The following is a 22,494-nucleotide window of genomic DNA, read 5'->3' on the forward strand; positions in this document are numbered from 1 at the left end:
ATCGTTTAAAATCAGTGCATTCTGTTGTCTTTGCGTTGCGACTCTTTCCTTAACATTATCTATGCTTGCATTAAGTGAAATCAGCGTGCGGCTGACTAAAGCTTACATTCATCAGTTAGGTCAAAAGTACGGAGCCGAAGCAGAGCTGCGATTACAGGCATGGCAGAATCTAATGAATGATATAGCCAATAAGCCTGAAAAAGAAAAACTAAAGCAAGTTAACGATTTTTTTAATCAGGTCAGGTTTCTGGATGATATCAGCCATTGGAAGCAAAAAGACTACTGGGCTACACCGGTTGAATTTCTGATCAGTAATGGCGGCGATTGCGAAGATTTTTCTATTGCGAAATACTACACTCTCAAGGAGGTTGGTGTAGATATGAACAAGCTAAGCATTTCTTATGTTAAAGCACTCAAACTAAATCAGGCGCATATGGTGCTGACATATTATGAGCAACCTAATGCTATTCCTGTTGTATTAGACAACCTGATTCCTGAAATAAAACCGGCGTCCCAACGCCCAGACCTACTGCATGTTTATAGCTTTAATGGTGACAATCTATGGCTTTCGAAAAAAGGCCGCAGAACCACATTAGTTGGAACATCAGATCGCCTGGGCCCTTGGGTACAGCTAAAATCGAGATTGGAAAATAATCGTGTTAATGTTAATTAATCAGGGGTCAGGGAGATCTTTATGTCTTTACTCAATCAGCTAACCGCCGCAGTCTTTGCTGTTTTGATTGGCCTAGTGTCAGGCACCCTTTACATCATGTCCGACAGTTCAAAAGAGATGTTGCTGCATCAATTAGAATCTCACGGACAGGACACAGCGACCCATTTAGGTTTGTATCTTGCTCCATACATGGCAGACGAAGACACTGCAATGATTGAAACCACAGTTAATGCAATTTTCGACAGTGGTTTTTATCACAAAATTGAAGTCACGAATGCAGACCAAAAAACTCTTTTTTCTTCAACAACACCGGTTATCATTTCAGAAAAAGTGCCCCAATGGTTTCTCAAGCTGGTCCAAATAACACCGCCTTCTATGGAGCGGGAAATAAGCCATCAATGGCGTAAAGTCGGTAAAATTAAAGTTCAGAGTCGAGCAGGCTATGCCTATGAACAATTATGGAAAGGCGCTGAGAAAACACTTATTTGGTTTATTTCATTAGCACTTATTGCGGTATTGTCTCTTAGCTATTTATTAAGACTTATCCTGCGTCCGCTAAAAGGCGTTGAAGAACAAGCAACCGCTTTATCTGAACGCAAATATGTTGAACAAAAACAGATACCTAAGACTCGCGAATTAAAAAACGTTGTTGAAGCAATGAACCGAATGGTTCGACGCGTACATCTAATGTTCGACGAGCAGAGTCGCCATATTGATGATCTGCGCAAAACCGCTTATCAAGACAACCTGACAGGCCTTGCCAATCAGCGGTCTACTCAGGCCCAACTGTGCGACTGGCTCGATTATCGCAAGGAGTTCGGCCCCGGTACCTGTATATATCTGCACATTCCCAATCTGCAGGCCCTTAATGAAAAGTTTGGTGAAGAAAAAGCCAATAACTTCCTGAGATATACGGCTAAACAGCTGGAAAATTTATCGATACGCTATCAGCCAAACATTGTCGGGCGTCTCTCTGGTGCTGATTTTATTGCTTTAATTCCAGAGACCGACGAAGAAACAATAAAATGTGAAATCACAAAATTAAACCATACCATCAAAACCCGAGCCGATTTTGAAAACATTTCACCTGATCAGCCTGCTGTCCATATCTCTGTGACGCAGAGTACAGATGACACATCCGCCGCCCAACTGCTATCAGAAGCGAGAATTCTTGTCAGACAGGCAGCAATAGAAAAAACAGATATTCAGTTTCCAGAGCAATTTACCGGAACTCAGGTTGCATCCAGTTCTTGGCAAGAACATGTGGCAAATGCCATTAATAATAAACAGGTCTTCCTACAGTTTCAGAAAGTCCTTTCTTCCACAGAAAAAAAACCTCTGCAACGTGAATTATTAGTGCGTATCTTAAACAGAGAGAACATTCCCTGTACTGCAAACGAATTTATACACGTAGTGAAAGAGCTGGGGCTAATTGAAGCGCTGGATAAAGCAGTATTAGAACGCGCCATCGAATATATCTCACATAACCCGACGAGCTCCCCCTTGACCGTCAATTTAACTCAGCAAACGATTCATACTGAAAATTTTGATAAATGGTTGCGAAGGAAGCTGGGTAAACATCCGCTGAAAGGCAAGTTAAATATTGAGATTAATGAAACCGCTGTTCTTAATGATGTTGAACATATTGTTCGTTTTCGTGACCTTTTAAGAAAAAATAGTATCGGATTTGGTGTAGATAATTTTGGTATTCATCCAAGTGGTTTCAGCTATATTTATGCTGTCCAGCCAGATTATATTAAAATTGATGGCTCACTTATCAGGGAGGTAGACCATAGTGCTGAAGACCGTTTCTTTATCAGCAGCCTGATAACTGCAGTGCATAGCCTGGGAATTGAAGTTTATGCTGAGCGTGTTGAAAAACAGAGTCAGGTTGAGCAGTTAATTCTGCTCAATATCGATGGGACTCAAGGATTCTTACATGGCAGGCCAGAGGCTCTTGTATAACTCCTGCAGAGCCTTATCTAACTAAGGCTCTGGCAATATACATTACTCCATAGATTAAACAGACATCTGCAACCAGCGCATTAAGCTGGTTGCATCCACGGCTCCCGCCTGTCGTGCTATCTCTTTCCCATCTTTTATCATCAGTAACGTCGGTATGCTGCGGACCGCATATCGAGCCGCTAACGCTTGTTCTACTTCCGTATTCACTTTCACAAAACGAAACTTCGGTTCGAGTTGAGCAGCCACTTGAGTAAAAACCGGACCCATCATTTTGCATGGACCACACCAGGGTGCCCAAAAATCAACGACAACAGGAATGTCAGTAGACTTTATCAGTTTATCAAACCGCGCAGCATCAAGCTCTACAGGCTTCCCTTGAAACAGCAGTTCTCGACATCGCCCACAAACAGGCTTATCAGACAACTTCTGAAAGGGAACACGATTGGGTGTTTGGCAAGACGGACAAGAAATTAGTTTAATCTGAGACATAAAGCACCCTATATAAGAACCCTGTAACATAAGAACTTTTTAATATAAGGTGCTTTACTATGAATTCATAGTCGTAATTAGCGCTTATTCAACGCAACCAGTTGGTCTAATTTACTATGGATACGGTCAGCTTTTTCAATTTCGCGCTGTTGTTTTTCATTCTCGCGCTGAATTTCACGACGATGCTGATGAAATTCTTTTAATTTACCTTTCGCATGTTCAGCTTCTTCTGCCGTCACCTGACCTTGTGGCTCTCCCAGCAAATTAATCCGATCAGCCCCATCCTGCAAAGACCGGAAATACTGAGGCGCTCGCACATATGATGCAAGTGCACGCTTGATTTTATTTTTCGCTACTTTCTCTTCAGCGATTAAATCGTCCTGAATACCAATCTTGAGAGGACGTACGTTGTCACGATTAAATACTTTAGGATAGGTTTCCATCAAAAGCTGAAGCGCTGCCTGATTTGCCGCTCTATTCTTTGCTTTACTTTTACTTTTTGGGGTCACTACGTCGTTCACAACATTTCTCTCGATCACTTTGATATTCAAACGGTTTTTCTTTAGCTCTAAATCGCTTAATAACCGTTCGCATTCATCAACCATCTGCAATGTTTTATTCACCGCAGTATCTACATCGTCATGGACCATCTCAGGCACCTTTGCGGATATAGTAGCTGAACTTTTGTTTTCCGTTTTCATTGATTTGCTCAACAAGCTCATGTCCAAGAAATGTACAGAACTTGGGGATATCGCGCTGAGTTGAAGGATCAGTGGCTAATACTAACAACACCTCACCTATTTCAATTTCACGCACCTTACTGTGCAACATCATAACCGGTTCGGGACAATATAAGCCCGTAGCATCCAGCAAATGATCTTCTTTGATACCCACCATTTCGCATCTCTACCCAAAAACACGCCTATTGTCTCAAATAATACTCACCAGCGGAAGCCAGCACTGGCCAAAGTATGAGTTTGTGATTATCAGCACAAGGTTTATGCTTACTCTATAGCAATAGACCACAGGGAGCACGTCATGATTAAAGTGATTATTGAACGACACATTGCTGATGAGGAATTGTGCAAGCATTATGAAAAATCTGAAATGAACACACTGCAAAAAGCGATGCAGGCACATGGCTTCATTTCAGGCGAAGCATTAAAGGATGTACATGATTCAAACCATCGCATCATAATCGCCACTTACCGTACGGTTGATGACTGGCATCGCTGGAGAATATCAACTGAACGAAAAGAATTAATGGAAATGATTAGCCCGATGCTAGATCGAGACGAAAAATTTATGATTCTAGAGCATTAACGTCACGCTCTGAATGGCGCCTGACAATGACAGACGTCATAACGCTGAGTGCTGAATCAATATGAGCTGATTGTGTACAACCTGACCTTTTTCTAGGCTTCAGATCGTGATTGCCATCTTCAAACCAGTTAATCTGGACAGTTGACGGCAATACGTAATTATTCACTTCCGTCATATGACCCATAGGGTCGCGTTCGCCCTGAAATATATACAATGGCTTTTCTAACGCCAGTAAATGATCTGTACGAGTAGTCAACGGCTTGCCAACAGGATGAAAGGGGTATCCGAAGACAAAACATGCTTGTGCGTCAGATTGATCAAGAACCATCGAGGCAACCCGACCTCCCATTGACTTCCCAGCCAGAAACAGTGGCACTTGATCGGAAAAACTATCAATTACATCGTTGTAAGCCTGAATCAGACGATCCAAACGATCTGGCGGTCTTTTTTTGCCCCCTGAACGCCGTTGATGCATGTAATCAAACTCGAAGCGCACCACCTGTATTTGATTCTCAACCAAACGATGGCTTACGTATTCCATAAACTCACTATCCATGGCCGCACCTGCACCATGAGCAAGAATAACTCGCCCCAATAAAGCATCCCCTTCAATTAAAAGATCCAAAATTCAACATTACCTATCAAAACAGACTATTAATGCATTGTACTGCTTGATCTACATCAAGCAAATGCTAGTTAAGAAACGTCAAAAACACGCCTAAAGTAGTACTAATTAACAAAAGAGCAGCGCTAAATAGGGTCTTATACGATTGTACAATAACTGATTATATTTTATTAACTTTTTATAAATCAATAAGATATAAACACAAGACGGCATAAAGTAATATTCATATAGAATATATTTAATTTAAGTTATGTGCGACAATACGCCACACTCAACGCATGAAGATCGTTGAAAACACAGGGCTATTCCAAGATAATTACCCTTGTAACTGTACTATCAAACCAAGCTTTTTGATGAGAGCCTGACATGAGCACTGCAATCGAACATCCAACTTATAACTACAAAGTTGTACGCCAGTTCGCCATTATGACGGTGATATGGGGTATCGTAGGCATGACAGTAGGCGTCTTTATTGCCGCTCAACTGGTATGGCCGGCATTAAACTTTGACACGGCGTGGCTCTCTTTTGGCCGCATTCGTCCTCTACACACCAATGCGGTTATATTCGCATTTGGTGGATCAGCCCTGTTCGCTACATCTTATTATGTAGTTCAGCGTACCTGCCAAACACGTCTTTTCTCTGACGGTTTGGCTGCTTTCACATTCTGGGGCTGGCAAACAGTCATTCTTCTAGCAGCAATTACGCTGCCAATGGGTCTGACTTCCAGCAAGGAATACGCAGAGCTGGAATGGCCAATCGATATACTCCTTGCGGTTGTATGGATTTGCTATGCCATCGTATTTCTGGGCACAGTGAAAAACCGTAAAACTTCTCATATCTATGTGGGTAACTGGTTCTACATGGCTTTTATCATTACTGTAGCGGTACTTCATATCGTTAACAGTGCAGTGATACCGGTCACTATGTGGAAATCCTACTCTGTTTACCCTGGTGCAGTTGATGCCATGGTGCAGTGGTGGTATGGGCATAATGCTGTAGGTTTCTTCCTCACAGCAGGCTTCCTGGGCATGATGTATTACTTCGTTCCGAAGCAAGCTGAACGTCCAATTTACTCTTATCGCTTATCTATCGTGCATTTCTGGGCGCTGATTGCGACATACATGTGGGCCGGTGGTCATCACCTGCATTACTCTGCCCTGCCTGACTGGACTCAGTCTGTTGCCATGGTTATGTCTTTGATTCTTCTGGCACCTTCATGGGGCGGTATGATCAACGGTATGATGACGCTCTCTGGCGCCTGGCACAAACTACGCACTGATCCTATCCTTCGCTTTTTGGTTGTTTCTCTATCCTTCTACGGTATGTCTACCTTCGAAGGCCCTATGATGGCAATCAAAACAGTGAATGCACTGTCTCACAACACTGACTGGACGGTAGGTCACGTACATGCCGGCGCTCTTGGCTGGGTTGCTATGATCACTATCGGTGCAACCTATCACATGATTCCCAAACTGTTCGGGAAGACACAGATGTGGAGCGTTGCCTTGATCAATACTCACTTCTGGCTGGCAACTGTTGGTACTGTACTTTACATCTGCGCGATGTGGGTTAATGGTATATTGCAGGGTCTGATGTGGCGCGCAGTTAACGAAGATGGCACGCTGACTTACAGCTTCGTTGAAGCACTGGAAGCATCACATCCAGGTTACTTCGTACGCTGGTTGGGTGGATTATTCTTGCTGACAGGTATGTTTCTGATGGCTTTCAACACTTGGCAGACTGTTCGTAAAGACAGTAAAGCCCCAGTAGCTGACGCTGCTGCGCAGGTTGCATAAGGCTGAGGAGCAGAATAATGATCAAGCATGAAACAATAGAAAAAAACATCGGCTTAATGGTCCTGCTGATTATCATCGTTATCAGCGGTGGTGGTTTGGCTGAGATCGTACCTTTGTTTTTCCAGGCATCAACGACCAAACCAATTGAAGGCCTGCGCACTTATACTGCAGTAGAACTTGAAGGACGTGATATTTACATCCGCGAAGGCTGCCATGTGTGCCACACTCAGATGATCCGTCCGTTCCGTGCAGAAACAGAACGTTATGGCCATTTTTCAACAGCTGACGAACATGTATGGGAACATCCGTTCCTATGGGGTTCTAAACGCACAGGGCCTGATTTGGCCCGTGTCGGTGGCCGCTACTCAGATGATTGGCATCGCGCGCATTTATACAACCCTCGTGATGTTGTACCTGAGTCAAAAATGCCTTCATTCCCATGGCTGTTCGAAGACAAGCTAACGGGAGAAGATACGGCTGCCAAAATGAGTGTTCTGCGTCAACTGGGTGTCCCTTACACTGACGATCAAATCGCCAGTGCTCAAGAAGACGCTGCAGGTAAATATGAAATTGAAGCATTGATTTCATATTTGCAGGCGCTGGGCAAAACCCATTCTGTTTACAATAACAAACGGTAATCCCTAGTGAGTTACGATGTTTACGGTCCTTTCATACCGGTGATTATGCTTATCACTTTTCTTGGCCTTTTTATCTGGGTATTACTTCCAGGCAATAAGAAGCGATTTGATGAGGCATCTCAACTCCCCTTCGCAGACGAAGGGGATAGCAACCGGGATGAAACGCCCCCGAACAGGAGTGTTGAAAAATGAGTGCTTTCTGGAGCGCATGGGTAACCATTATCACCCTAGCCGTTATTTTTGGCTGTACTTGGTTACTTTTGCAAACGCGTAAAAGTGAACCCTACAAAGAAGAAACTGAAAAAACAGTCGGTCATGAATTTGACGGCATTGCAGAATACGATAACCCATTACCAAAATGGTGGTTCCAGATGTTTATGGCAACTATCGTTTTTGGTTTGGTTTATCTGGCTCTGTACCCTGGACTTGGCAACTGGAAAGGCCTATTGGGCTGGACTTCAACCAACCAGTGGGAAGAAGAGATGGCTCATGCTGATGAAGTATACAAGCCCGTCTTTGCTAAATACGCAGTGCTTTCAGTTGAAGACCTGCAAAAACCTGAAAACGTAGCAGGCCTTAAAATGGGGCAGCGCATGTTTGCAAACAACTGTTCTGTTTGTCATGGTACTGCTGCAACTGGCGCGCACGGCTTTCCTAACCTGACGGATAATGACTGGCTGTATGGCGGCGCTCCTGCCACCATTAAGCAGACGCTTTTACATGGTCGTCAGGGTGCGATGCCAGCATGGGGAGCGGTTCTTGGCGAAGAAGGTGTTCGTGACGTAGCAAGCTACGTACAGACACTTAGCGGCCAGGAATCTGACCCTGAATCTACTGCACGCGGTAAGACTCAGTTCCAGGCACTCTGTACGGCCTGTCACGGTGTTGATGGTAAAGGAATGCAAGCTTTAGGCGCACCTAACCTGACTGACACTACTTGGCTGTACGGTGGTACTTTTGAACAAATAACCCATACTATCCGTTCAGGGCGTAATGGTGTTATGCCTGCTCAGAAGAATCTGCTCAGCGAGGATAAAATCCAGCTAATTGCTGCCTATGTCTATAGCTTGTCTAACAAGTAATTGACAGTTATCAATTAAAAGGCGATATGAAGATATTCATATCGCCTTTTTTTTAGAGAAAACATTATAATATTCAACATATCTAATAGATAAGTTATAGATACGTTGGCCCAGTAGGCTAATACCCATCCATTCAGCTTGCGAGCACAGGAATGAATCAGATACCCGTAAAAGATATAACGCCGCCACCTTCTCCTAGTGAAAAAGCAGCATCTATTGATCTCTACTCAAGTAGAGAACACATTTATGTAAAGTTTTATAAAGGTATCTTTAAAAATTTACGCGTTATCTCTGGCGCGATTATGCTGATCATGTTTTATGGCTTTCCCCTTATTGAGTGGAATGGCAGACAAGCGATCCTCTTTGATCTGCCTAGTCGTCAGTTTCACGTGTTTGGCATGACTTTTTGGCCTCAAGACTTCATGCTGCTATCTTGGCTACTAATCATCCTGGCATTCACCCTGTTTTTTGTAACTGTTTTTGCAGGGCGTCTCTGGTGTGGCTATGCTTGCCCTCAGTTCGTATGGACATGGCTGTTTATATGGGCAGAGAGAATTGCCGAAGGTGATCGCAACCAGCGCATGAAGCTAGACAAAGCCGGTTGGAGCCTCACAAAACTCCGCAAGAAAGTTGTAAAACATGGTTTATGGTTATTCATAGCAATCACCTCTGCTATTGCCTTTGTCGGCTATTTTTCGCCCATTCGCCAACTGGTCAATGATTTCGCTAGTTTTTCGCTCGGCCCCTGGGAAACCTGGTGGATTGGTTTTGTTGCGGTTGCTACCTATGCCAACGCAGGCTGGCTTCGCGAGCAGGTATGTATCTATATGTGTCCTTATGCACGCTTTCAAAGCGTCATGTTTGATCAGGATACACTCGTCATATCCTATGATGAAAAACGCGGTGAACATCGAGGAAAACGCAAGAAGGATACCGATTATAAAGCAGAAGGTTTAGGTGACTGCATCGATTGTGGTTTCTGTGTAAACGTGTGCCCTGTTGGTATAGATATTCGCGATGGCTTACAATACGAATGCGTAGCTTGTGGTGCGTGTGTGGATGCCTGTGATGACATCATGGATCGTATGGGATATGAAAGAGGACTGGTTCGATACACGACAGAGCACCAATTAGAGGGCAAAAAAACCCACTTATTAAGACCTCGTCTTATGGGCTATTTATTAGTACTCATAGCCATGTGTATTGCTTTTGGTTACACCATTTACAGCCGAATCCCTCTCGAAGTTGATATTCTGCGTGACCGTGGACAACTTTATAATAAAACCCCCAATGGTTTAATAGAGAATGTGTACAATCTCAAACTAGCCAATAAAGAGCAGCGTGATCATGACTATCGAATTAGTTTATCGGGCGTCGAAGGACTGCAACTAATTTCAGATCCTGTAGTCACCATTAAAGCAGGCGAACTTCTGGGTTACGTTATTCGTGTTCAGTTAGATCCGGAGCAAATCAAACGGTCTAACTATGATATCCAGATTAATGTTCAGGCATTAGATGATGACAGCATCTCTATCACCGAAGACAGTCGCTTTTTAGGCCCTGCGCCACGTCGATAAGCGACGGCGTAATAAATGAGTAAAAATAGCTGCTTTCTGCAAAGACAGCAGCTATTTTTTATAGTCGTAATTTTTTATAGCAGTAACCAATATGACCGAAGATGAGATTGATAAGATTCAAGCAGCAAAACCCTGGTACCAACAACCTTGGCTATGGTTTATTTTATCGCCCCTGATTGCCGTAGCTATTTATGGATTTACCTTTCTCTATCTCGCTATTACAACCATGGACGGCGTGGTTAAAGATGATTATTACCGCATAGCAAGAGGCTATGAGGTGAACACAGTAAAAACTCAAAAAGCTATCGAGCATCATATCGCTGCCACACTCAGCCTGGATAATATGACGGGTGATATTATGGTCAAGCTCAAGGGTGAATTTAGCGCCATCCCTGAATATCTGATGCTTGATATCGTCCATCCGACACACCAGAAATATGATCAGATGATCACATTAAAAGCGGTCGGTTCTCAGCAACTGTATTCAGGAACCCTATCCTCTCAGCTAAAGGGTAAACGCTTTATTTTCATAGCACCCCCTAATGAAGACTGGCATTTGAATAAAGAAATCCAGCCACCTTATGATCAAATAAGCGTTGAGCTGAAGCCCACTTTATAGGCCTGTTAACATGAATAGTAAGTTCGAGGGTCAGGCATGTTTCCATTGTGGCCTGGATGTACCCAAAGGCACCTTGTTTATTGCCGACATCAACGGGACAGCACAACCTATGTGCTGTCCCGGCTGCAAAGCGGTCGCTGAAACCATTGTCTCCAGCGGGCTTGAGCACTACTATAAATACCGTCAGGGAGATTCCGTCGCTATTCCGGAGCTCTCAGGCACCGATCTACCCACGAATGTACAAGACGAGTTGCAGCTTTACGATAACAACACTATCCAAAAAGCCTTTGTTATTTCCCTGCAAGACGACCTTAAAGAAGCCACACTCGTTATAGAAGGAATCACCTGTGCGGCGTGCGTTTGGTTACTTGAGCATCATTTGGTCAAGCAATCCGGAGTAGAGCAAGCCTCTGTCAACCTGACCAATCATCGCGCGCGTATCCGCTGGCATGACGATACGATTCAACTCAGCCAGATCATGGCGGCCATCTATCATGTCGGTTATAAAGGCCATCCTTACCATCCTGATAAAGAAGAACAACTTCTGGAACTTGAGAAAAAGCGGGCTTTTCGTCGCTTAGGTGTAGCCGGGCTCGGCATGATGCAAGTCATGATGATGTCTATCGCACTATATGCTGGCGCTTTACAGGGAATTGAGGATAAATTTGAAACATTTATTCGCTGGACCAGCCTGATTATTGCGACACCTGTTTTACTTTACTCTGCCCGTCCTTTTTTTATTGCCGCGATACGTGACATCAAATCCCGCTACCTAAGCATGGATGTTCCAGTGTCTATCGCCGTCGGCGGAGCTTACCTTGCAAGCGCATGGGCCACTATTACACAGAGCGGTGAAGTTTATTTTGATTCAGTCACGATGTTTACTTTCTTCCTGTTGATTGGCCGATATCTTGAGATGCAAGCAAGGCACCGTACCGGACGTGCCGGAAACGCTCTCTTAAACTTAATTCCAGCCAGCGCGATACGGATCAGAGAGGGTAATGAAACATTGATTCCGGCAACAGAGCTGAATATTGATGACATCATTTTGGTCAAACCCGGCCACACTATTCCTGCTGACGGCATTATTATCGAGGGCTACTCATCTATTGATGAATCAGCCTTAACCGGCGAATATCTCCCGATCAACAAAACCATTGGCGATAGTGTTGCAAGCGGCACCATTAATGTCGAAAGTCCGGTGCAATTAAAAGTCACCGACGTCGGTGCAGACACTAAATTATCTGCCATCGTTCGTCTTTTGGAGCGGGCTCAAGAAGAGAAACCCGCTGTGGCCAAGATTGCTGATAAAGTGGCTAGTTACTTTGTCGCATCAGTCCTGCTCACTGCGGCTATTGTCAGCCTTTTCTGGTGGAGTATCGACCCGCAGAATGCATTCTGGATAACCCTCTCTGTCTTAGTTGTCACCTGCCCTTGCGCTCTTTCGCTAGCGACACCAACCGCTTTGACAGCAGCAACAGGGACATTAAGGCAGCACGGCTTGTTAATTACGCGAGGTCACGTACTTGAAAGCCTGGCAACAGCAACACATATCATTTTTGATAAAACAGGGACACTGACAGAAGGCAATCTATCGCTTAAAAGCACTCAGTTATGCAGTGATCTCGATACACAAACGGTACTGGGCATAGCCGCCGCACTCGAAGCACATTCGGAACACCCCATCGCCAAAGCATTCCATAAGTATCAAACGCAAACGGCTAAAGCACTTAACGTCGAATTAGGCCAGGGCCTTGAAGGTACAATTGAGGGTGTAAGTTACCGTATTGGAAAACCCGAATACTCCTCCGCACTCTGCCAACAACAACTTACCTACAAAGATGCGCCTGATCTTGACGGCCAATGGCTATTATTGTGTGGTACTCAATCCCCGTTAGCCTGGTTCTGCTTAAACGATCAGATCCGCAAAGACACGCCACGGACACTCGCCATCCTACGCCGATTAGGACTCAATGTTCAGATGTTAACCGGTGATAACTCAGGCGCTGTTAAGGAAGTCGCTAACGCACTTAACATAAAGGATGTTATTTCCAATACCTCGCCACAAGAAAAATTAGCTTATATACAAAAACTACAAAGCCAGGGCGCAAAAGTGGTTATGGTCGGCGATGGTATTAACGATATCCCTGTATTAGCCGGCGCTCAAACGTCTATTGCAATGGGCAGTGCGACGGATTTGGCTAAAACCAATGCGGACGCTATTCTTATCAGCAGCGATATTGGCCGATTGGTGGACGCCATTCTATTATCCAGAAAAACCCAATCTATTATTCGTCAGAACCTCAGCTGGGCACTGCTTTATAACCTGATCGCATTACCACTCGCAGCAATGGGCTTTATTGCACCCTACATGGCGGCTATTGGCATGTCCGTCAGCTCGCTGATTGTTGTGGGTAATGCTTTGCGCCTGACTAAACTTGTTCGCAGAAATCCTGTAAAATAACACTTTAATTTTGAGCTGATTCCCAATGGAAATTATATTTATATTAATCCCCATAGCAATCATTCTGCTGGGTTTTGCTGTCTGGGCTTTTTTCTGGAGCGTCAATTCAGGTCAATATGATGATCTTGACTCCCCTGCCCACAGTATTTTATTTGACGATGACGATCATCTGATTCCTGACGAGGCCAAGCAAAGCAAGGCACACTCACCACGTGACTGAATCATTATCGCTAACAACCGCTGTTCTCCTGGGCCTCCTCGGCAGCGCCCACTGCATCGGCATGTGCGGTGGAATTGCAGCCACCATGGCGATGGGACCGCAACACACCAGAGTACCTAACCTTATAGGTTACAACATGGGCAGGCTAATCAGTTATGCATTAGCTGGAGCCTTAGTTGGATCTATCGGTATTTTAGTCAAAGACAGCACATTAGCTATCGTGTTACGCACCCTCGCAGGTCTCTTGCTTATCACTATGGGCTTGTATGTTGCCCAATGGTGGAAAGGGCTTGTTCATGTTGAAAAGCTTGGAAGCAAACTCTGGTCTGTTATACGGCCAGCCACCAGCAAGCTCCTGCCTGTTAAAAATGTTAAACAAGCCTTATTACTTGGCTTTTTCTGGGGATGGCTACCCTGTGGGTTAGTCTATAGTACCTTGATATGGGCGGCGACAGCTCAAGATGCCCTGCAAAGCAGTAGTCTAATGTTTGCGTTTGGTATCGGCACACTACCTGCCATGCTTACAACAGGTCTGCTTGCCAAACAGGTGAAAACTTTATTAGCCAATCGTAACGTTCAACATCTCGCGGGCCTGTTGATTATTCTGTTTGGCTTTTACACTATTCCCTTCCAGGCAATCATTAGTCTTTGATTAGCATCAAATCAAATATCAGACTCACTTGTTATACTGCCGCACAATTAACAATGAGGATACTATCGTGAGCCTGGACAATACCATTACATGGGACCTGGATCTTATTAAACGCTATGATCTTTCCGGCCCCCGATATACCTCATATCCGACTGCCATTCAATTTGACGCCGCGCTTTCTGAAACACAGTTAGTCGCAGACGGGCAGCTAACGACTGACAAAAACGCGCCGCTATCACTCTATGTGCATATACCTTTTTGCGCGCACGTTTGTTATTTTTGTGCCTGCAATAAAGTAATCACCCGCAATCGCAAAAAAGCTCAACCCTATCTCGACACTTTATTTAAAGAGATTGAGCAAGTAGCTAAATGGTACAGTGAAAACCGCATAGTTAACCAACTGCATTGGGGTGGCGGCACACCTACGTTTATCAGTGACGAGCAAATGACTGAGCTGATGAATAAACTGAAACAGGAATTCAATCTGCTTGATGACGACAGCGGTGATTACTCTATAGAGATCGATCCCCGCGAAGCGTCGCTTGAGACACTAAAAACTCTCAGAAGTATTGGCTTTAATCGTATTAGTCTTGGTGTTCAGGATGTTAATCCAGCCGTACAAAAAGCGGTAAATCGCATCCAGTCCACCGAACAAACTGCAGGTATATTAACCGCCGCACGTGAACTGGGTTTTAAATCCATTAATATGGATCTTATTTATGGCCTCCCACACCAAACCTTGGAAAGCTTCAACGAAACGCTGGACGTAGTCATTGATCTGAGCCCTGACCGTCTGTCTGTATTCAACTACGCACACATGCCAGACCGCTTTCGCTCACAAAAGCATATTAATGGAGAAGATTTACCCAGCCCTGAAGTTAAATTAGCGATTCTGGAGTCGACGATCAATAAACTCCTCACTGCCGAGTATGTGTACATTGGCATGGATCACTTTGCTAAACCCGATGACGAACTGGCATTAGCGCAAAAAAGTGGCCATCTACACCGTAACTTCCAGGGTTACACCACCCATTCTGATTGCGACCTGGTGGCAATGGGTGTCTCCGCTATTAGCCAAATTGGCAATGTTTATTATCAGAATGAGCACGACATTACAGCTTATACAGATGCGGTTGAATCACGCTCCAGTGCCATTCGTCGTGGTGTAAAACTAAATACCGATGACTGTATTCGGCGTACGGTTATTACACAGCTAATCTGCCATTTTGAACTGGATACTCAGCTAATAGAATCAAAATTCAGTATTGATTTCAAAGAATACTTCGCAACGGAACAGGTAGAGATTCAGCGTTTTATTGAGGATGGCTTAGTACAGATAGATGGTCAGCGGATTATCGTTACTGCGGCTGGTCGATTATTAATCAGGCGCATCTGCATGGCCTTCGATCAATACATTCCGAAGCAGCAACCCACACAAGGTTTTTCACGTATCATCTAATGGATGCTTCACGGTTCACTCGAAATACGACATAATTCAGGTATGAGTAGCCTCTCATTATGTTTAATAACCACAGGAACCGGCCATGAGTGATCTTAAAAGGGAAGGAAAACTGCATACGTTGCAGCAAGCACACTGCAATACATGCAGTATTAGCTCGCTCTGCCTTCCCGTATCCTTAAACAACTCGGAGATGGAAAGCCTAGATAACATCATCGAGAAAAGCCGCCCACTAAAAAAAGGTGACCACCTTTTCCATCAAGGTGATACTTTTGAATCGGTCTATGCTATCAGAGCCGGAAGCGTCAAAAGTTATACCATCACCAATGAAGGCGAAGAGCAAATTACCGGATTTTATTTTCCGGGTGAGCTCGTCGGACTAAGTGGGTATGACAACCAACATCATCCTGTTTCCACTAAAATAATGGAAACAACCACGGTGTGTGAAATTCCATTTGATCATTTGGATACATTGTGTGGCCAATTACCCGAGCTGCGTCGTCAGGTAATGCGTACCATGAGCAAAGAGATCAGAGATGACCAGCAAATGATGCTGCTACTCTCTAAAAAGAATGCAGAGGAGCGTGTAGCTACTTTTCTGATCAAACTTTCTTTACGCTTTCAGGCACGCGGTTACTCTGCTCATAAATTCAGATTATCCATGTCACGTAATGAGATTGGTAATTATCTGGGACTTGCTGTTGAAACTGTCAGTAGGATATTTACCCGCTTCCAGAAAACTAATCTGATTCAGGTAGATGGAAAAGAAGTAGAGCTGCTTGACCTTGATAATCTGTATCAGGTGTCAGGCGAATGTAACGGAAACGACAGCACTAAAGAAACCGACATACAACAACTGTCTTTATAAACTTATTATAAAGACATCTTGAAAAACGCCGTTCAAATAATGAACGGCGCGTACTACTGTTGCACAAAAAAGTAGCCATCTCTATGTGTAATCCAACAAAACCATTAAAGCGTAGATTTACTTTTTAAACATTGAGCCATATCAACCGTTCTTGCTCAAAGCCTGCTTGAGGAGCTATTAGTACATGTCCTACGACGAATTTTACATCAAGTCAGTTATCCGTTCTCTACCTGACTGGCCTGAGCCGGGTGTCATGTTTCGTGACATCACGCCCATTTTCAAAGATCCAAAAGCATTAAGAATGGTAGCCGATGCGTTTATTCAGCGTTATATGGATTCAGAACTGACGCACATTGCCTGCATTGATGCCCGCGGCTTTTTAATTGCCTCAATTATGGCCTACCAGATGCAAAAACCTCTGGTACTGGTGCGCAAAAAAGGAAAACTACCAGGCGAAACTGTTCATCAGGAATACCAACTGGAATATGGTACCTCTGCTGTAGAGATGCAAGTTGATGCGGTAGGCCCTGGCGACAAAGTTTTGGTATTTGATGACCTTATCGCAACCGGCGGAACTATTCTGGCTGCCTGCACATTAATCAAAAGACTCGGCGCAGAAGTTATCGAAAGCGCTGCATTGGTTGATTTACCTGATTTACAAGGTTCCATTCGAATCCAGGAAACTGGCATACCGGTTTTCACTATGCTTGCTTACGAAGGCTTATAGCCAAAGTCAGAGACCTCTGTTATTGTTTAGTTTTATTATAAGCTTATAACCATAGCAGAGGCTCAAATGCTTAAAATACTGCTTAACACTTCCTCACTTTTTCTACTACTTACGGCGCTGCCTCTAAGTGCTCAGGAAGTCACTCTCGCCCATGAAACGCTTAATCATAAAATACTAACCCTCAATGCTGAGATGAAACTCGCTGAAAACAGCCAACTCTCAGACGGAGTTATGTTGATTACCCACGGCACTCTGGCACATAACAAAATGGAGGTTATCAGCACGTTCCAAAATCTGTTAGCGGATGCGGGTATTAATACATTAGCCATTAATTTAAGCCTGGGTATCAACAACCGTCATGGTATGTATGATTGTAAGGTTCCACATCAACATAAGCATACTGACGCGATTGAAGAAATAAACGCATGGCTAAGCTGGTTACAACAGCAAGGCGCAGGAAACATTACCTTGATGGGACACTCTCGTGGCGGAAACCAAACCGCCTGGTTTAGCGACAGTCATCCGGATCAACTTATCAAAGCACAAATTTTATTGGCGCCTGCTACATGGTCGGAAAAAGCGGAGCAGGACAATTATCAAACAAGCTATGGAAAATCACTTTCGACCCTGCTTTCTGACGCTCAACGCGCCCAACCCAACACTTGGATGGAGCATGTAGATTTTATTTACTGCGCCGATAGCCGGGTTAAAGCCGACTCATTTGTGGATTACTACCAAGCCAATCCAAAATTTAATACACCTTATTTGCTGAAACAGACCACTATACCTACGCTGGTGATTAGCGGCTCTGAAGATAAAACCGTCTCTGATTTACCTGAAATGATGACGAACGTATCCAACCCACTGGTACAACATATTGAGATAGAGGGCGCAGACCATTACTTCAGGGATCTTTATGCTGATGAAGCAGTTGAGAGTATTATTGAGTTTTTGGATAATCAAGAATGATATCCCGTCACCTCCTAAGCTATGTTTCAGGCCTTATTCTTAGCGGAGTATTCTCTATTGCAGCCTCTACCGCGCACGCCAGCGATCTTCCCGTAACGACGAGTTTATTACAGGATGCAAACGCTCTGGGTAGCAACCGCGTGCTTGTAGTCATGCTGAGCCAACAGGATTGTAGTTATTGCCAGTTGATCCGCCATGATTTTCTTGAACCTATGCATCGCGGCGGTCTCTATCAAAAAAAAGCTTTATTCAGGGAGTTAAAAACTGATTCAAACCAGCTGATCACAGATTTTGACGGTACACAGATATCCCCTCAAAGTTTCGCGCGACGCTATAAAGCAACGTTAATACCCACATTACTTTTCCTCAATAACAGCGGCAAAGCAATAGTGCCTAATAGCGTCGGAATCAGCACACCTGAGTTTTATGGTTATTACTTAGACCAATCGATAGACGACGCCATTGCGCAGTTAAACATTGATTAAGACCTAACTGATTAAAACTAAAGATCACCAATCACTTGTCAAACTACTCACTCCCCCCCACCACAACTACCCAGCACAACTACCTGCATTCTTAATCAGTTAAGTTTCCCTTAACGCTGCTGTCCACGATATACTTTTCACCTCATTCCCAGCCGTTGTTTATATGCCAAAATCGTCGATCAAACTGCCTATCTACACTGTTATTCCCGATCTTATTGCAGCGCTTGCGATCCGACATGAAGCCGTATTAGAAGCGCCGCCCGGTGCCGGAAAAACAACGGTTGTTCCCCTGGAGCTGCTACACCAGCCATGGCTAAAACAGAATAAGATCATTATGCTGGAACCTCGTCGCCTGGCAGCACGAGCAGCGGCAGAGCGCATGGCCTCTACACTGGGCGAAGCAGTAGGTCAGACGGTTGGCTACCGAGTACGAATGGATACAAAAATCAGCCACAAGACAAGAATCGAAGTTGTTACGGAGGGCATACTGACCCGAATGCTGCAGCAAGACCCTAGCCTGGAAGGCGTGGGCTTAGTCATCTTTGATGAATTCCACGAACGTAGCCTGGATGCTGATTTAGGGCTAGCGCTCATATTACAAGGGCGCACATTATTCAGAGAAGACGAACCACTCAAAATACTCATGATGTCAGCTACGCTGGACAGTCACGCCATTGCTGAATTACTCGATAATGCACCAGTTATCAGTAGCAAAGGTAGAAGTTTTCCGGTCGAGCTTATTTATAGCACTCCCTGGAAGAGTAAAGAATGGGTTGAACCCAGAGTAGTTTCTGCCATCAAAACAGCACTCAGCGCGCAGACAGGTAGCCTATTGGTCTTTCTACCAGGACAGGCTGAAATAAGACGCGTCGAAACGCAGCTATATGCAAACTTAAACGAATTCGATAAGCAAACATTGCTCATTACACCGCTTTATGGCGACCTCAGTCTCGAACAACAACGTAAGGCTATTGCTCCAGCCCCTGCCGAACATCGTAAAATAGTGCTGACGACTGCCATTGCAGAAACCAGCCTGACGATTGAAGGCGTCGACGTGGTTATCGATAGCGGCCTCAGCAGGCAGGCAAACTACGACCCCAATACCGGTATGACTCGCTTACACACGCGCCGATTATCTCGCGCTGCAAGCACACAGCGTGCCGGTCGAGCGGGACGCATGGCGCCCGGCACCTGCTATCGGCTCTGGTCATTAGAGCAGCAGGCGCAACTGGCCCCTTTTACCTTACCTGAAATCCAGAAAGCTGATCTGACGCCATTGATACTGCAACTTTATCGCTGGGGCTGTAATGATCCGTCCGAGCTGGCGTGGCTTGATCCCCCCGCAGCCGCACCGAGCCAGCAGGCACGAGAATTACTCGTGCAACTAAACGCGCTGCAACTCACCGCTTCAGGCTATCGCCTCACGGAACAGGGAGAGCAGATGGCTCGCTTACCTGTGCATCCACGTTTAGCCCATATGATGCTGCAGGGGCGGCGCTATCAGTTAGGTTACCTGGCCTGTGAGCTGGCGGCGCTTCTCTCCGAACGCGACCCGTTACAGACACGCCAGGCCGATATACAGCAGCGCCTGGACTGGCTACAGGGTAAAAAGGCGTGCCATGCGTCACAACAAGGACAGCTTTACCGCTTAAAACAACAGTGTCAGCGCTTTTACGCTATGTGCCAGCAACTCCCCATTGAAACGACGCTAGCGACCATTGAGGCCAACGATCGAATCGGCTTTCTGATCGCCAGTGCATGGCCAGATCGTGTAGCCCAACAGAAAGGCCCGCAACGCTTCCTGCTGGCCAATGGTCGTGCCTCGCACCTGAATGATAACGATTACCTCAGCAAAACACCCTGGCTCGCGATCGCGCAGCTCGGTGGCCATGAAGGCAAGTCCAGTGATGCTATTTGGTTGGCCGCGCCATTCAATACGGCGCTGTTTAACGGCCCCCTCAGCTCAATGCTACACACTCGCCAGCGTGTAGAATGGAATGACCAGCAACAAAAACTCATCGCAGAAGAACAACAATGCTGCGGTGAGTTAATTATCCAAAGCAAACCACTCAGCAAACTCTCTGATGAAGCAAGGATTGAAGCGTTAGTCGGGTTGGTCAGAATTAAAGGTCTGAGCATTTTTTCGCATCCTCAAGCACTTAATCAATGGCGTCAGCGGGTCAATTTTTTGCATAACACTTTTTCAAATAATACGGGGTTGCCATCAGGCAGTGAGAACCCATGGCCCGACTTATCAGACGCAGCACTACTCGCAACCCTCGAGGTTTGGCTAACCCCTTATTTAAGTAAAGTTAGCCGTCTTAATCACTTTGCTCAGCTCAATTTACACAGCATACTATTAGCTCTACTGCCATGGCCTTTACCGCAAAAGCTGGATGAACTCGCCCCTGAACGCCTCACCGTTCCATCAGGTTCAAAAATCCGCATCGACTACAGTGAAAGCCCACCCATACTGGGAGTTAAACTACAAGAAATGTTCGGTGGCACATCAACGCCGACCATTGCTAACGATGTAAAACTTAAAATACACTTGCTTTCACCTGCCGGACATCCACTGCAGGTGACGCAGGACCTGGAAAATTTCTGGCAGCAGATTTATCCGCAGGTCAAAAAGGAGATGAAGGGCCGCTATCCCAAACATCCCTGGCCTGATGATCCCTGGAGTGCTATTGCCACGCACAAAACCAAACGTCATTTAAGCTGAACGCCGATATTGAGAACGCGTTCTCTTGAAAAATGTTGTACCTCTCATGCATTTAGCACTAAGCTAACTGCGATTTTAATTTACTTAAATGGAAGCGTTATGTGGTTCAAAAATTTCATCTTTTATCGGTTTACAGAACAACAGGATTACACCCAAGAACAACTGGAAACCGCCTTCTCTGAACATCTTTTTGAGCCGTGTCGTAGCCAGGAACTCAGCCGCTTCGGTTGGGTTGCACCTCATCCTGCGCTTGACGAGCAAACCGTTTTTGCTTCATCCGGTGCGTATTTGATCACAGCACAAAAAGAAGAAAAAATATTACCTGCAACGGTTATCAAGAAGAATTTAAACGAACGAGTACACCAAATTGAGCAGGAACAAGCGCGCAAAGTGTACCGTAAAGAACAACTGCAAATGAAAGACGAGATCATACTTGATCTGCTTCCACGTGCTTTCAGTAAATTCCAGCAAACCAGCGCTCTGCTTTTACCCCGCGCTGGCTTTATTGTGGTAGATAGCTCAAGCCACAAAGGCGCTGAGGAGCTATTAAACCTGTTGCGTAACAGTCTTTCAACATTGCCTATCGCCCTGCCTGAAACACAGCAGTCACCGGGTGTTGTTATGTCTGAGTGGTTGCAGCAAACCAGCTCATTCCCCGCTTTTACCTGCCTGGATGAGTGTGAATTAAAAGATCAGACAGAAGAAGGCGGCGTTATCCGCATCAAAGGCCATGACCTTCACAGTAGCGAAGTGATTGCCCATTTGGAGAAAGACAAGAAAGTCACTAAACTTGCCATGCAGTGGGATGAAACGCTCAGCTTTATTTTGCAGGATGATCTTTCAATCAAACGCGTTAAACCAACAGACGAGCTAACGCAAACATTGAATGAAGAAGCCTCAGAAGACCCGCTGGTTCGACTGGATAGCGATGTGGCTCGCCTGGCGCTGGAATGCCAACGCTTATACCCGCAGCTGCTGGAAGCCTTTGGTGGCCAGATACAACGCTAATACCCTCTATTGGTCCGCGGTTCATAAACCAATGAGCGCCAAAGATCTCTAACGAAAAAGGGGCTGTATATTCACATATCAGCCCCTTTTGTCTATTCATGTTGTGAGATCGTGCTTTCTCTTTCTAGA

At 45.0% G+C, this 22,494-nt stretch carries 23 protein-coding genes; 19 read left to right on the forward strand and 4 right to left on the reverse strand.

Features of this window, described 5'->3' with window-relative positions; all coding sequences use genetic code 11:
- The first annotated feature begins 85 nt into the window (after positions 1–85).
- Together Nant_RS19875 and Nant_RS19880 are read left to right on the forward strand one after the other, a co-directional pair.
- On the forward strand, positions 86–673 hold the full coding sequence (locus tag Nant_RS19875) for a transglutaminase-like cysteine peptidase (RefSeq protein WP_238377203.1): 588 nt from the start codon (positions 86–88) through the stop codon (positions 671–673).
- A gap of 21 nt (positions 674–694) precedes the next feature.
- Positions 695–2,638, forward strand: coding sequence for a bifunctional diguanylate cyclase/phosphodiesterase (locus Nant_RS19880; RefSeq protein WP_054343419.1), 1,944 nt, complete (start codon positions 695–697; stop codon positions 2,636–2,638).
- 54 nt (positions 2,639–2,692) lie between these two features.
- Here Nant_RS19880 and trxC read toward each other — a convergent pair whose 3' ends face one another.
- The 3 genes from trxC to tusA form a co-directional block, all read right to left on the reverse strand.
- Positions 2,693–3,127 (reverse strand): thioredoxin TrxC, encoded by a 435-nt coding sequence (trxC, locus tag Nant_RS19885; RefSeq protein WP_054343420.1) that lies wholly within the window; start codon positions 3,125–3,127, stop codon positions 2,693–2,695.
- Between the two features lie 77 nt (positions 3,128–3,204).
- A complete protein-coding gene (locus Nant_RS19890; protein ID WP_238377205.1) occupies positions 3,205–3,828 on the reverse strand; it encodes a ProQ/FINO family protein in 624 nt (207 codons plus the stop codon).
- Positions 3,779–4,024, reverse strand: a complete 246-nt coding sequence (gene tusA / locus Nant_RS19895) for a sulfurtransferase TusA (protein ID WP_054343421.1) — start codon at positions 4,022–4,024, stop codon at positions 3,779–3,781. The genes Nant_RS19890 and tusA overlap by 50 nt, the downstream gene beginning before the upstream one ends.
- Positions 4,025–4,165: 141 nt before the next feature.
- Here tusA and Nant_RS19900 point away from each other — a divergent pair, with 141 nt between their 5' ends.
- The gene (locus tag Nant_RS19900) at positions 4,166–4,450 is read left to right on the forward strand and encodes an antibiotic biosynthesis monooxygenase family protein (protein WP_054343422.1); all 285 of its coding nucleotides are present in this window, start codon (positions 4,166–4,168) and stop codon (positions 4,448–4,450) included.
- On the opposite strand, the gene Nant_RS19905 is transcribed toward Nant_RS19900, so the two are convergent.
- The gene (locus tag Nant_RS19905) at positions 4,431–5,075 is read right to left on the reverse strand and encodes an alpha/beta family hydrolase (RefSeq protein ID WP_238377206.1); all 645 of its coding nucleotides are present in this window, start codon (positions 5,073–5,075) and stop codon (positions 4,431–4,433) included. The genes Nant_RS19900 and Nant_RS19905 overlap by 20 nt on opposite strands.
- A gap of 366 nt (positions 5,076–5,441) precedes the next feature.
- Here Nant_RS19905 and ccoN point away from each other — a divergent pair, with 366 nt between their 5' ends.
- The 16 genes from ccoN to rdgC all read left to right on the forward strand — a co-directional run bounded on the left by ccoN (position 5,442) and on the right by rdgC (position 22,365).
- Positions 5,442–6,872: a cytochrome-c oxidase, cbb3-type subunit I gene (gene ccoN / locus Nant_RS19910; RefSeq protein ID WP_054343423.1), complete on the forward strand. Its 1,431-nt coding sequence runs from the start codon at positions 5,442–5,444 to the stop codon at positions 6,870–6,872.
- 17 nt (positions 6,873–6,889) lie between these two features.
- Positions 6,890–7,510: a cytochrome-c oxidase, cbb3-type subunit II gene (ccoO, locus tag Nant_RS19915; RefSeq protein ID WP_054343424.1), complete on the forward strand. Its 621-nt coding sequence runs from the start codon at positions 6,890–6,892 to the stop codon at positions 7,508–7,510.
- A gap of 6 nt (positions 7,511–7,516) precedes the next feature.
- Positions 7,517–7,702, forward strand: a complete 186-nt coding sequence (locus Nant_RS19920; protein WP_054343425.1) for a CcoQ/FixQ family Cbb3-type cytochrome c oxidase assembly chaperone — start codon at positions 7,517–7,519, stop codon at positions 7,700–7,702.
- Positions 7,699–8,592: a cytochrome-c oxidase, cbb3-type subunit III gene (gene ccoP, locus Nant_RS19925; RefSeq protein WP_054343426.1), complete on the forward strand. Its 894-nt coding sequence runs from the start codon at positions 7,699–7,701 to the stop codon at positions 8,590–8,592. Before Nant_RS19920 ends, ccoP begins: the two co-directional genes overlap by 4 nt.
- Positions 8,593–8,744: 152 nt before the next feature.
- Complete coding sequence (gene ccoG, locus Nant_RS19930) at positions 8,745–10,169, forward strand: cytochrome c oxidase accessory protein CcoG (RefSeq protein WP_054343427.1); 1,425 nt, start codon at positions 8,745–8,747, stop codon at positions 10,167–10,169.
- 91 nt (positions 10,170–10,260) lie between these two features.
- Complete coding sequence (locus Nant_RS19935) at positions 10,261–10,788, forward strand: FixH family protein (protein ID WP_054343428.1); 528 nt, start codon at positions 10,261–10,263, stop codon at positions 10,786–10,788.
- A 10-nt stretch (positions 10,789–10,798) separates the two neighbouring features.
- Positions 10,799–13,252: a heavy metal translocating P-type ATPase gene (locus tag Nant_RS19940; protein ID WP_054343429.1), complete on the forward strand. Its 2,454-nt coding sequence runs from the start codon at positions 10,799–10,801 to the stop codon at positions 13,250–13,252.
- Positions 13,253–13,277: 25 nt separating this feature from the next.
- Positions 13,278–13,472: a cbb3-type cytochrome oxidase assembly protein CcoS gene (ccoS, locus tag Nant_RS19945; protein WP_054343430.1), complete on the forward strand. Its 195-nt coding sequence runs from the start codon at positions 13,278–13,280 to the stop codon at positions 13,470–13,472.
- Positions 13,465–14,124: a sulfite exporter TauE/SafE family protein gene (locus Nant_RS19950; RefSeq protein ID WP_054343431.1), complete on the forward strand. Its 660-nt coding sequence runs from the start codon at positions 13,465–13,467 to the stop codon at positions 14,122–14,124. Before ccoS ends, Nant_RS19950 begins: the two co-directional genes overlap by 8 nt.
- A gap of 67 nt (positions 14,125–14,191) precedes the next feature.
- The gene (gene hemN / locus Nant_RS19955; protein WP_238377207.1) at positions 14,192–15,583 is read left to right on the forward strand and encodes an oxygen-independent coproporphyrinogen III oxidase; all 1,392 of its coding nucleotides are present in this window, start codon (positions 14,192–14,194) and stop codon (positions 15,581–15,583) included.
- Positions 15,584–15,668: 85 nt separating this feature from the next.
- Positions 15,669–16,451 carry a fumarate/nitrate reduction transcriptional regulator Fnr gene (gene fnr / locus Nant_RS19960; RefSeq protein WP_054343432.1) on the forward strand — a complete coding sequence of 261 codons (783 nt, stop codon included), beginning with the start codon at positions 15,669–15,671 and terminating at the stop codon, positions 16,449–16,451.
- 184 nt (positions 16,452–16,635) lie between these two features.
- On the forward strand, positions 16,636–17,178 hold the full coding sequence (locus tag Nant_RS19965; RefSeq protein WP_054343433.1) for an adenine phosphoribosyltransferase: 543 nt from the start codon (positions 16,636–16,638) through the stop codon (positions 17,176–17,178).
- Between the two features lie 66 nt (positions 17,179–17,244).
- Positions 17,245–18,147 (forward strand): alpha/beta hydrolase, encoded by a 903-nt coding sequence (locus Nant_RS19970; RefSeq protein WP_054343434.1) that lies wholly within the window; start codon positions 17,245–17,247, stop codon positions 18,145–18,147.
- Positions 18,144–18,632, forward strand: coding sequence for a thioredoxin family protein (locus Nant_RS19975; RefSeq protein ID WP_054343435.1), 489 nt, complete (start codon positions 18,144–18,146; stop codon positions 18,630–18,632). The genes Nant_RS19970 and Nant_RS19975 overlap by 4 nt, the downstream gene beginning before the upstream one ends.
- 163 nt (positions 18,633–18,795) lie before the next feature.
- On the forward strand, positions 18,796–21,357 hold the full coding sequence (gene hrpB / locus Nant_RS19980; RefSeq protein WP_054343436.1) for an ATP-dependent helicase HrpB: 2,562 nt from the start codon (positions 18,796–18,798) through the stop codon (positions 21,355–21,357).
- A gap of 99 nt (positions 21,358–21,456) precedes the next feature.
- Positions 21,457–22,365 carry a recombination-associated protein RdgC gene (gene rdgC / locus Nant_RS19985; RefSeq protein ID WP_054343437.1) on the forward strand — a complete coding sequence of 303 codons (909 nt, stop codon included), beginning with the start codon at positions 21,457–21,459 and terminating at the stop codon, positions 22,363–22,365.
- Positions 22,366–22,494 lie beyond the last annotated feature (129 nt).

Origin of the sequence: Neptunomonas antarctica (genome assembly GCF_001305295.1) — a bacterium.
GTDB classification, from domain to species: Bacteria; Pseudomonadota; Gammaproteobacteria; order Pseudomonadales; family Balneatricaceae; genus Neptunomonas; species Neptunomonas antarctica.

Coding starts and splice junctions, on each gene's coding strand:
- Nant_RS19880 (WP_054343419.1), top strand. CDS start 695: ATGTCTTTACTCAATCAGCTAACCGCCGCAGTCTTTGCTGTTTTGATT.
- trxC (WP_054343420.1), bottom strand. CDS start 3,127: ATGTCTCAGATTAAACTAATTTCTTGTCCGTCTTGCCAAACACCCAAT.
- Nant_RS19890 (WP_238377205.1), bottom strand. CDS start 3,828: ATGAAAACGGAAAACAAAAGTTCAGCTACTATATCCGCAAAGGTGCCT.
- tusA (WP_054343421.1), bottom strand. CDS start 4,024: ATGGTGGGTATCAAAGAAGATCATTTGCTGGATGCTACGGGCTTATAT.
- Nant_RS19900 (WP_054343422.1), top strand. CDS start 4,166: ATGATTAAAGTGATTATTGAACGACACATTGCTGATGAGGAATTGTGC.
- ccoN (WP_054343423.1), top strand. CDS start 5,442: ATGAGCACTGCAATCGAACATCCAACTTATAACTACAAAGTTGTACGC.
- ccoO (WP_054343424.1), top strand. CDS start 6,890: ATGATCAAGCATGAAACAATAGAAAAAAACATCGGCTTAATGGTCCTG.
- ccoP (WP_054343426.1), top strand. CDS start 7,699: ATGAGTGCTTTCTGGAGCGCATGGGTAACCATTATCACCCTAGCCGTT.
- ccoG (WP_054343427.1), top strand. CDS start 8,745: ATGAATCAGATACCCGTAAAAGATATAACGCCGCCACCTTCTCCTAGT.
- Nant_RS19935 (WP_054343428.1), top strand. CDS start 10,261: ATGACCGAAGATGAGATTGATAAGATTCAAGCAGCAAAACCCTGGTAC.
- Nant_RS19940 (WP_054343429.1), top strand. CDS start 10,799: ATGAATAGTAAGTTCGAGGGTCAGGCATGTTTCCATTGTGGCCTGGAT.
- ccoS (WP_054343430.1), top strand. CDS start 13,278: ATGGAAATTATATTTATATTAATCCCCATAGCAATCATTCTGCTGGGT.
- fnr (WP_054343432.1), top strand. CDS start 15,669: ATGAGTGATCTTAAAAGGGAAGGAAAACTGCATACGTTGCAGCAAGCA.
- Nant_RS19965 (WP_054343433.1), top strand. CDS start 16,636: ATGTCCTACGACGAATTTTACATCAAGTCAGTTATCCGTTCTCTACCT.
- Nant_RS19970 (WP_054343434.1), top strand. CDS start 17,245: ATGCTTAAAATACTGCTTAACACTTCCTCACTTTTTCTACTACTTACG.
- Nant_RS19975 (WP_054343435.1), top strand. CDS start 18,144: ATGATATCCCGTCACCTCCTAAGCTATGTTTCAGGCCTTATTCTTAGC.
- hrpB (WP_054343436.1), top strand. CDS start 18,796: ATGCCAAAATCGTCGATCAAACTGCCTATCTACACTGTTATTCCCGAT.
- rdgC (WP_054343437.1), top strand. CDS start 21,457: ATGTGGTTCAAAAATTTCATCTTTTATCGGTTTACAGAACAACAGGAT.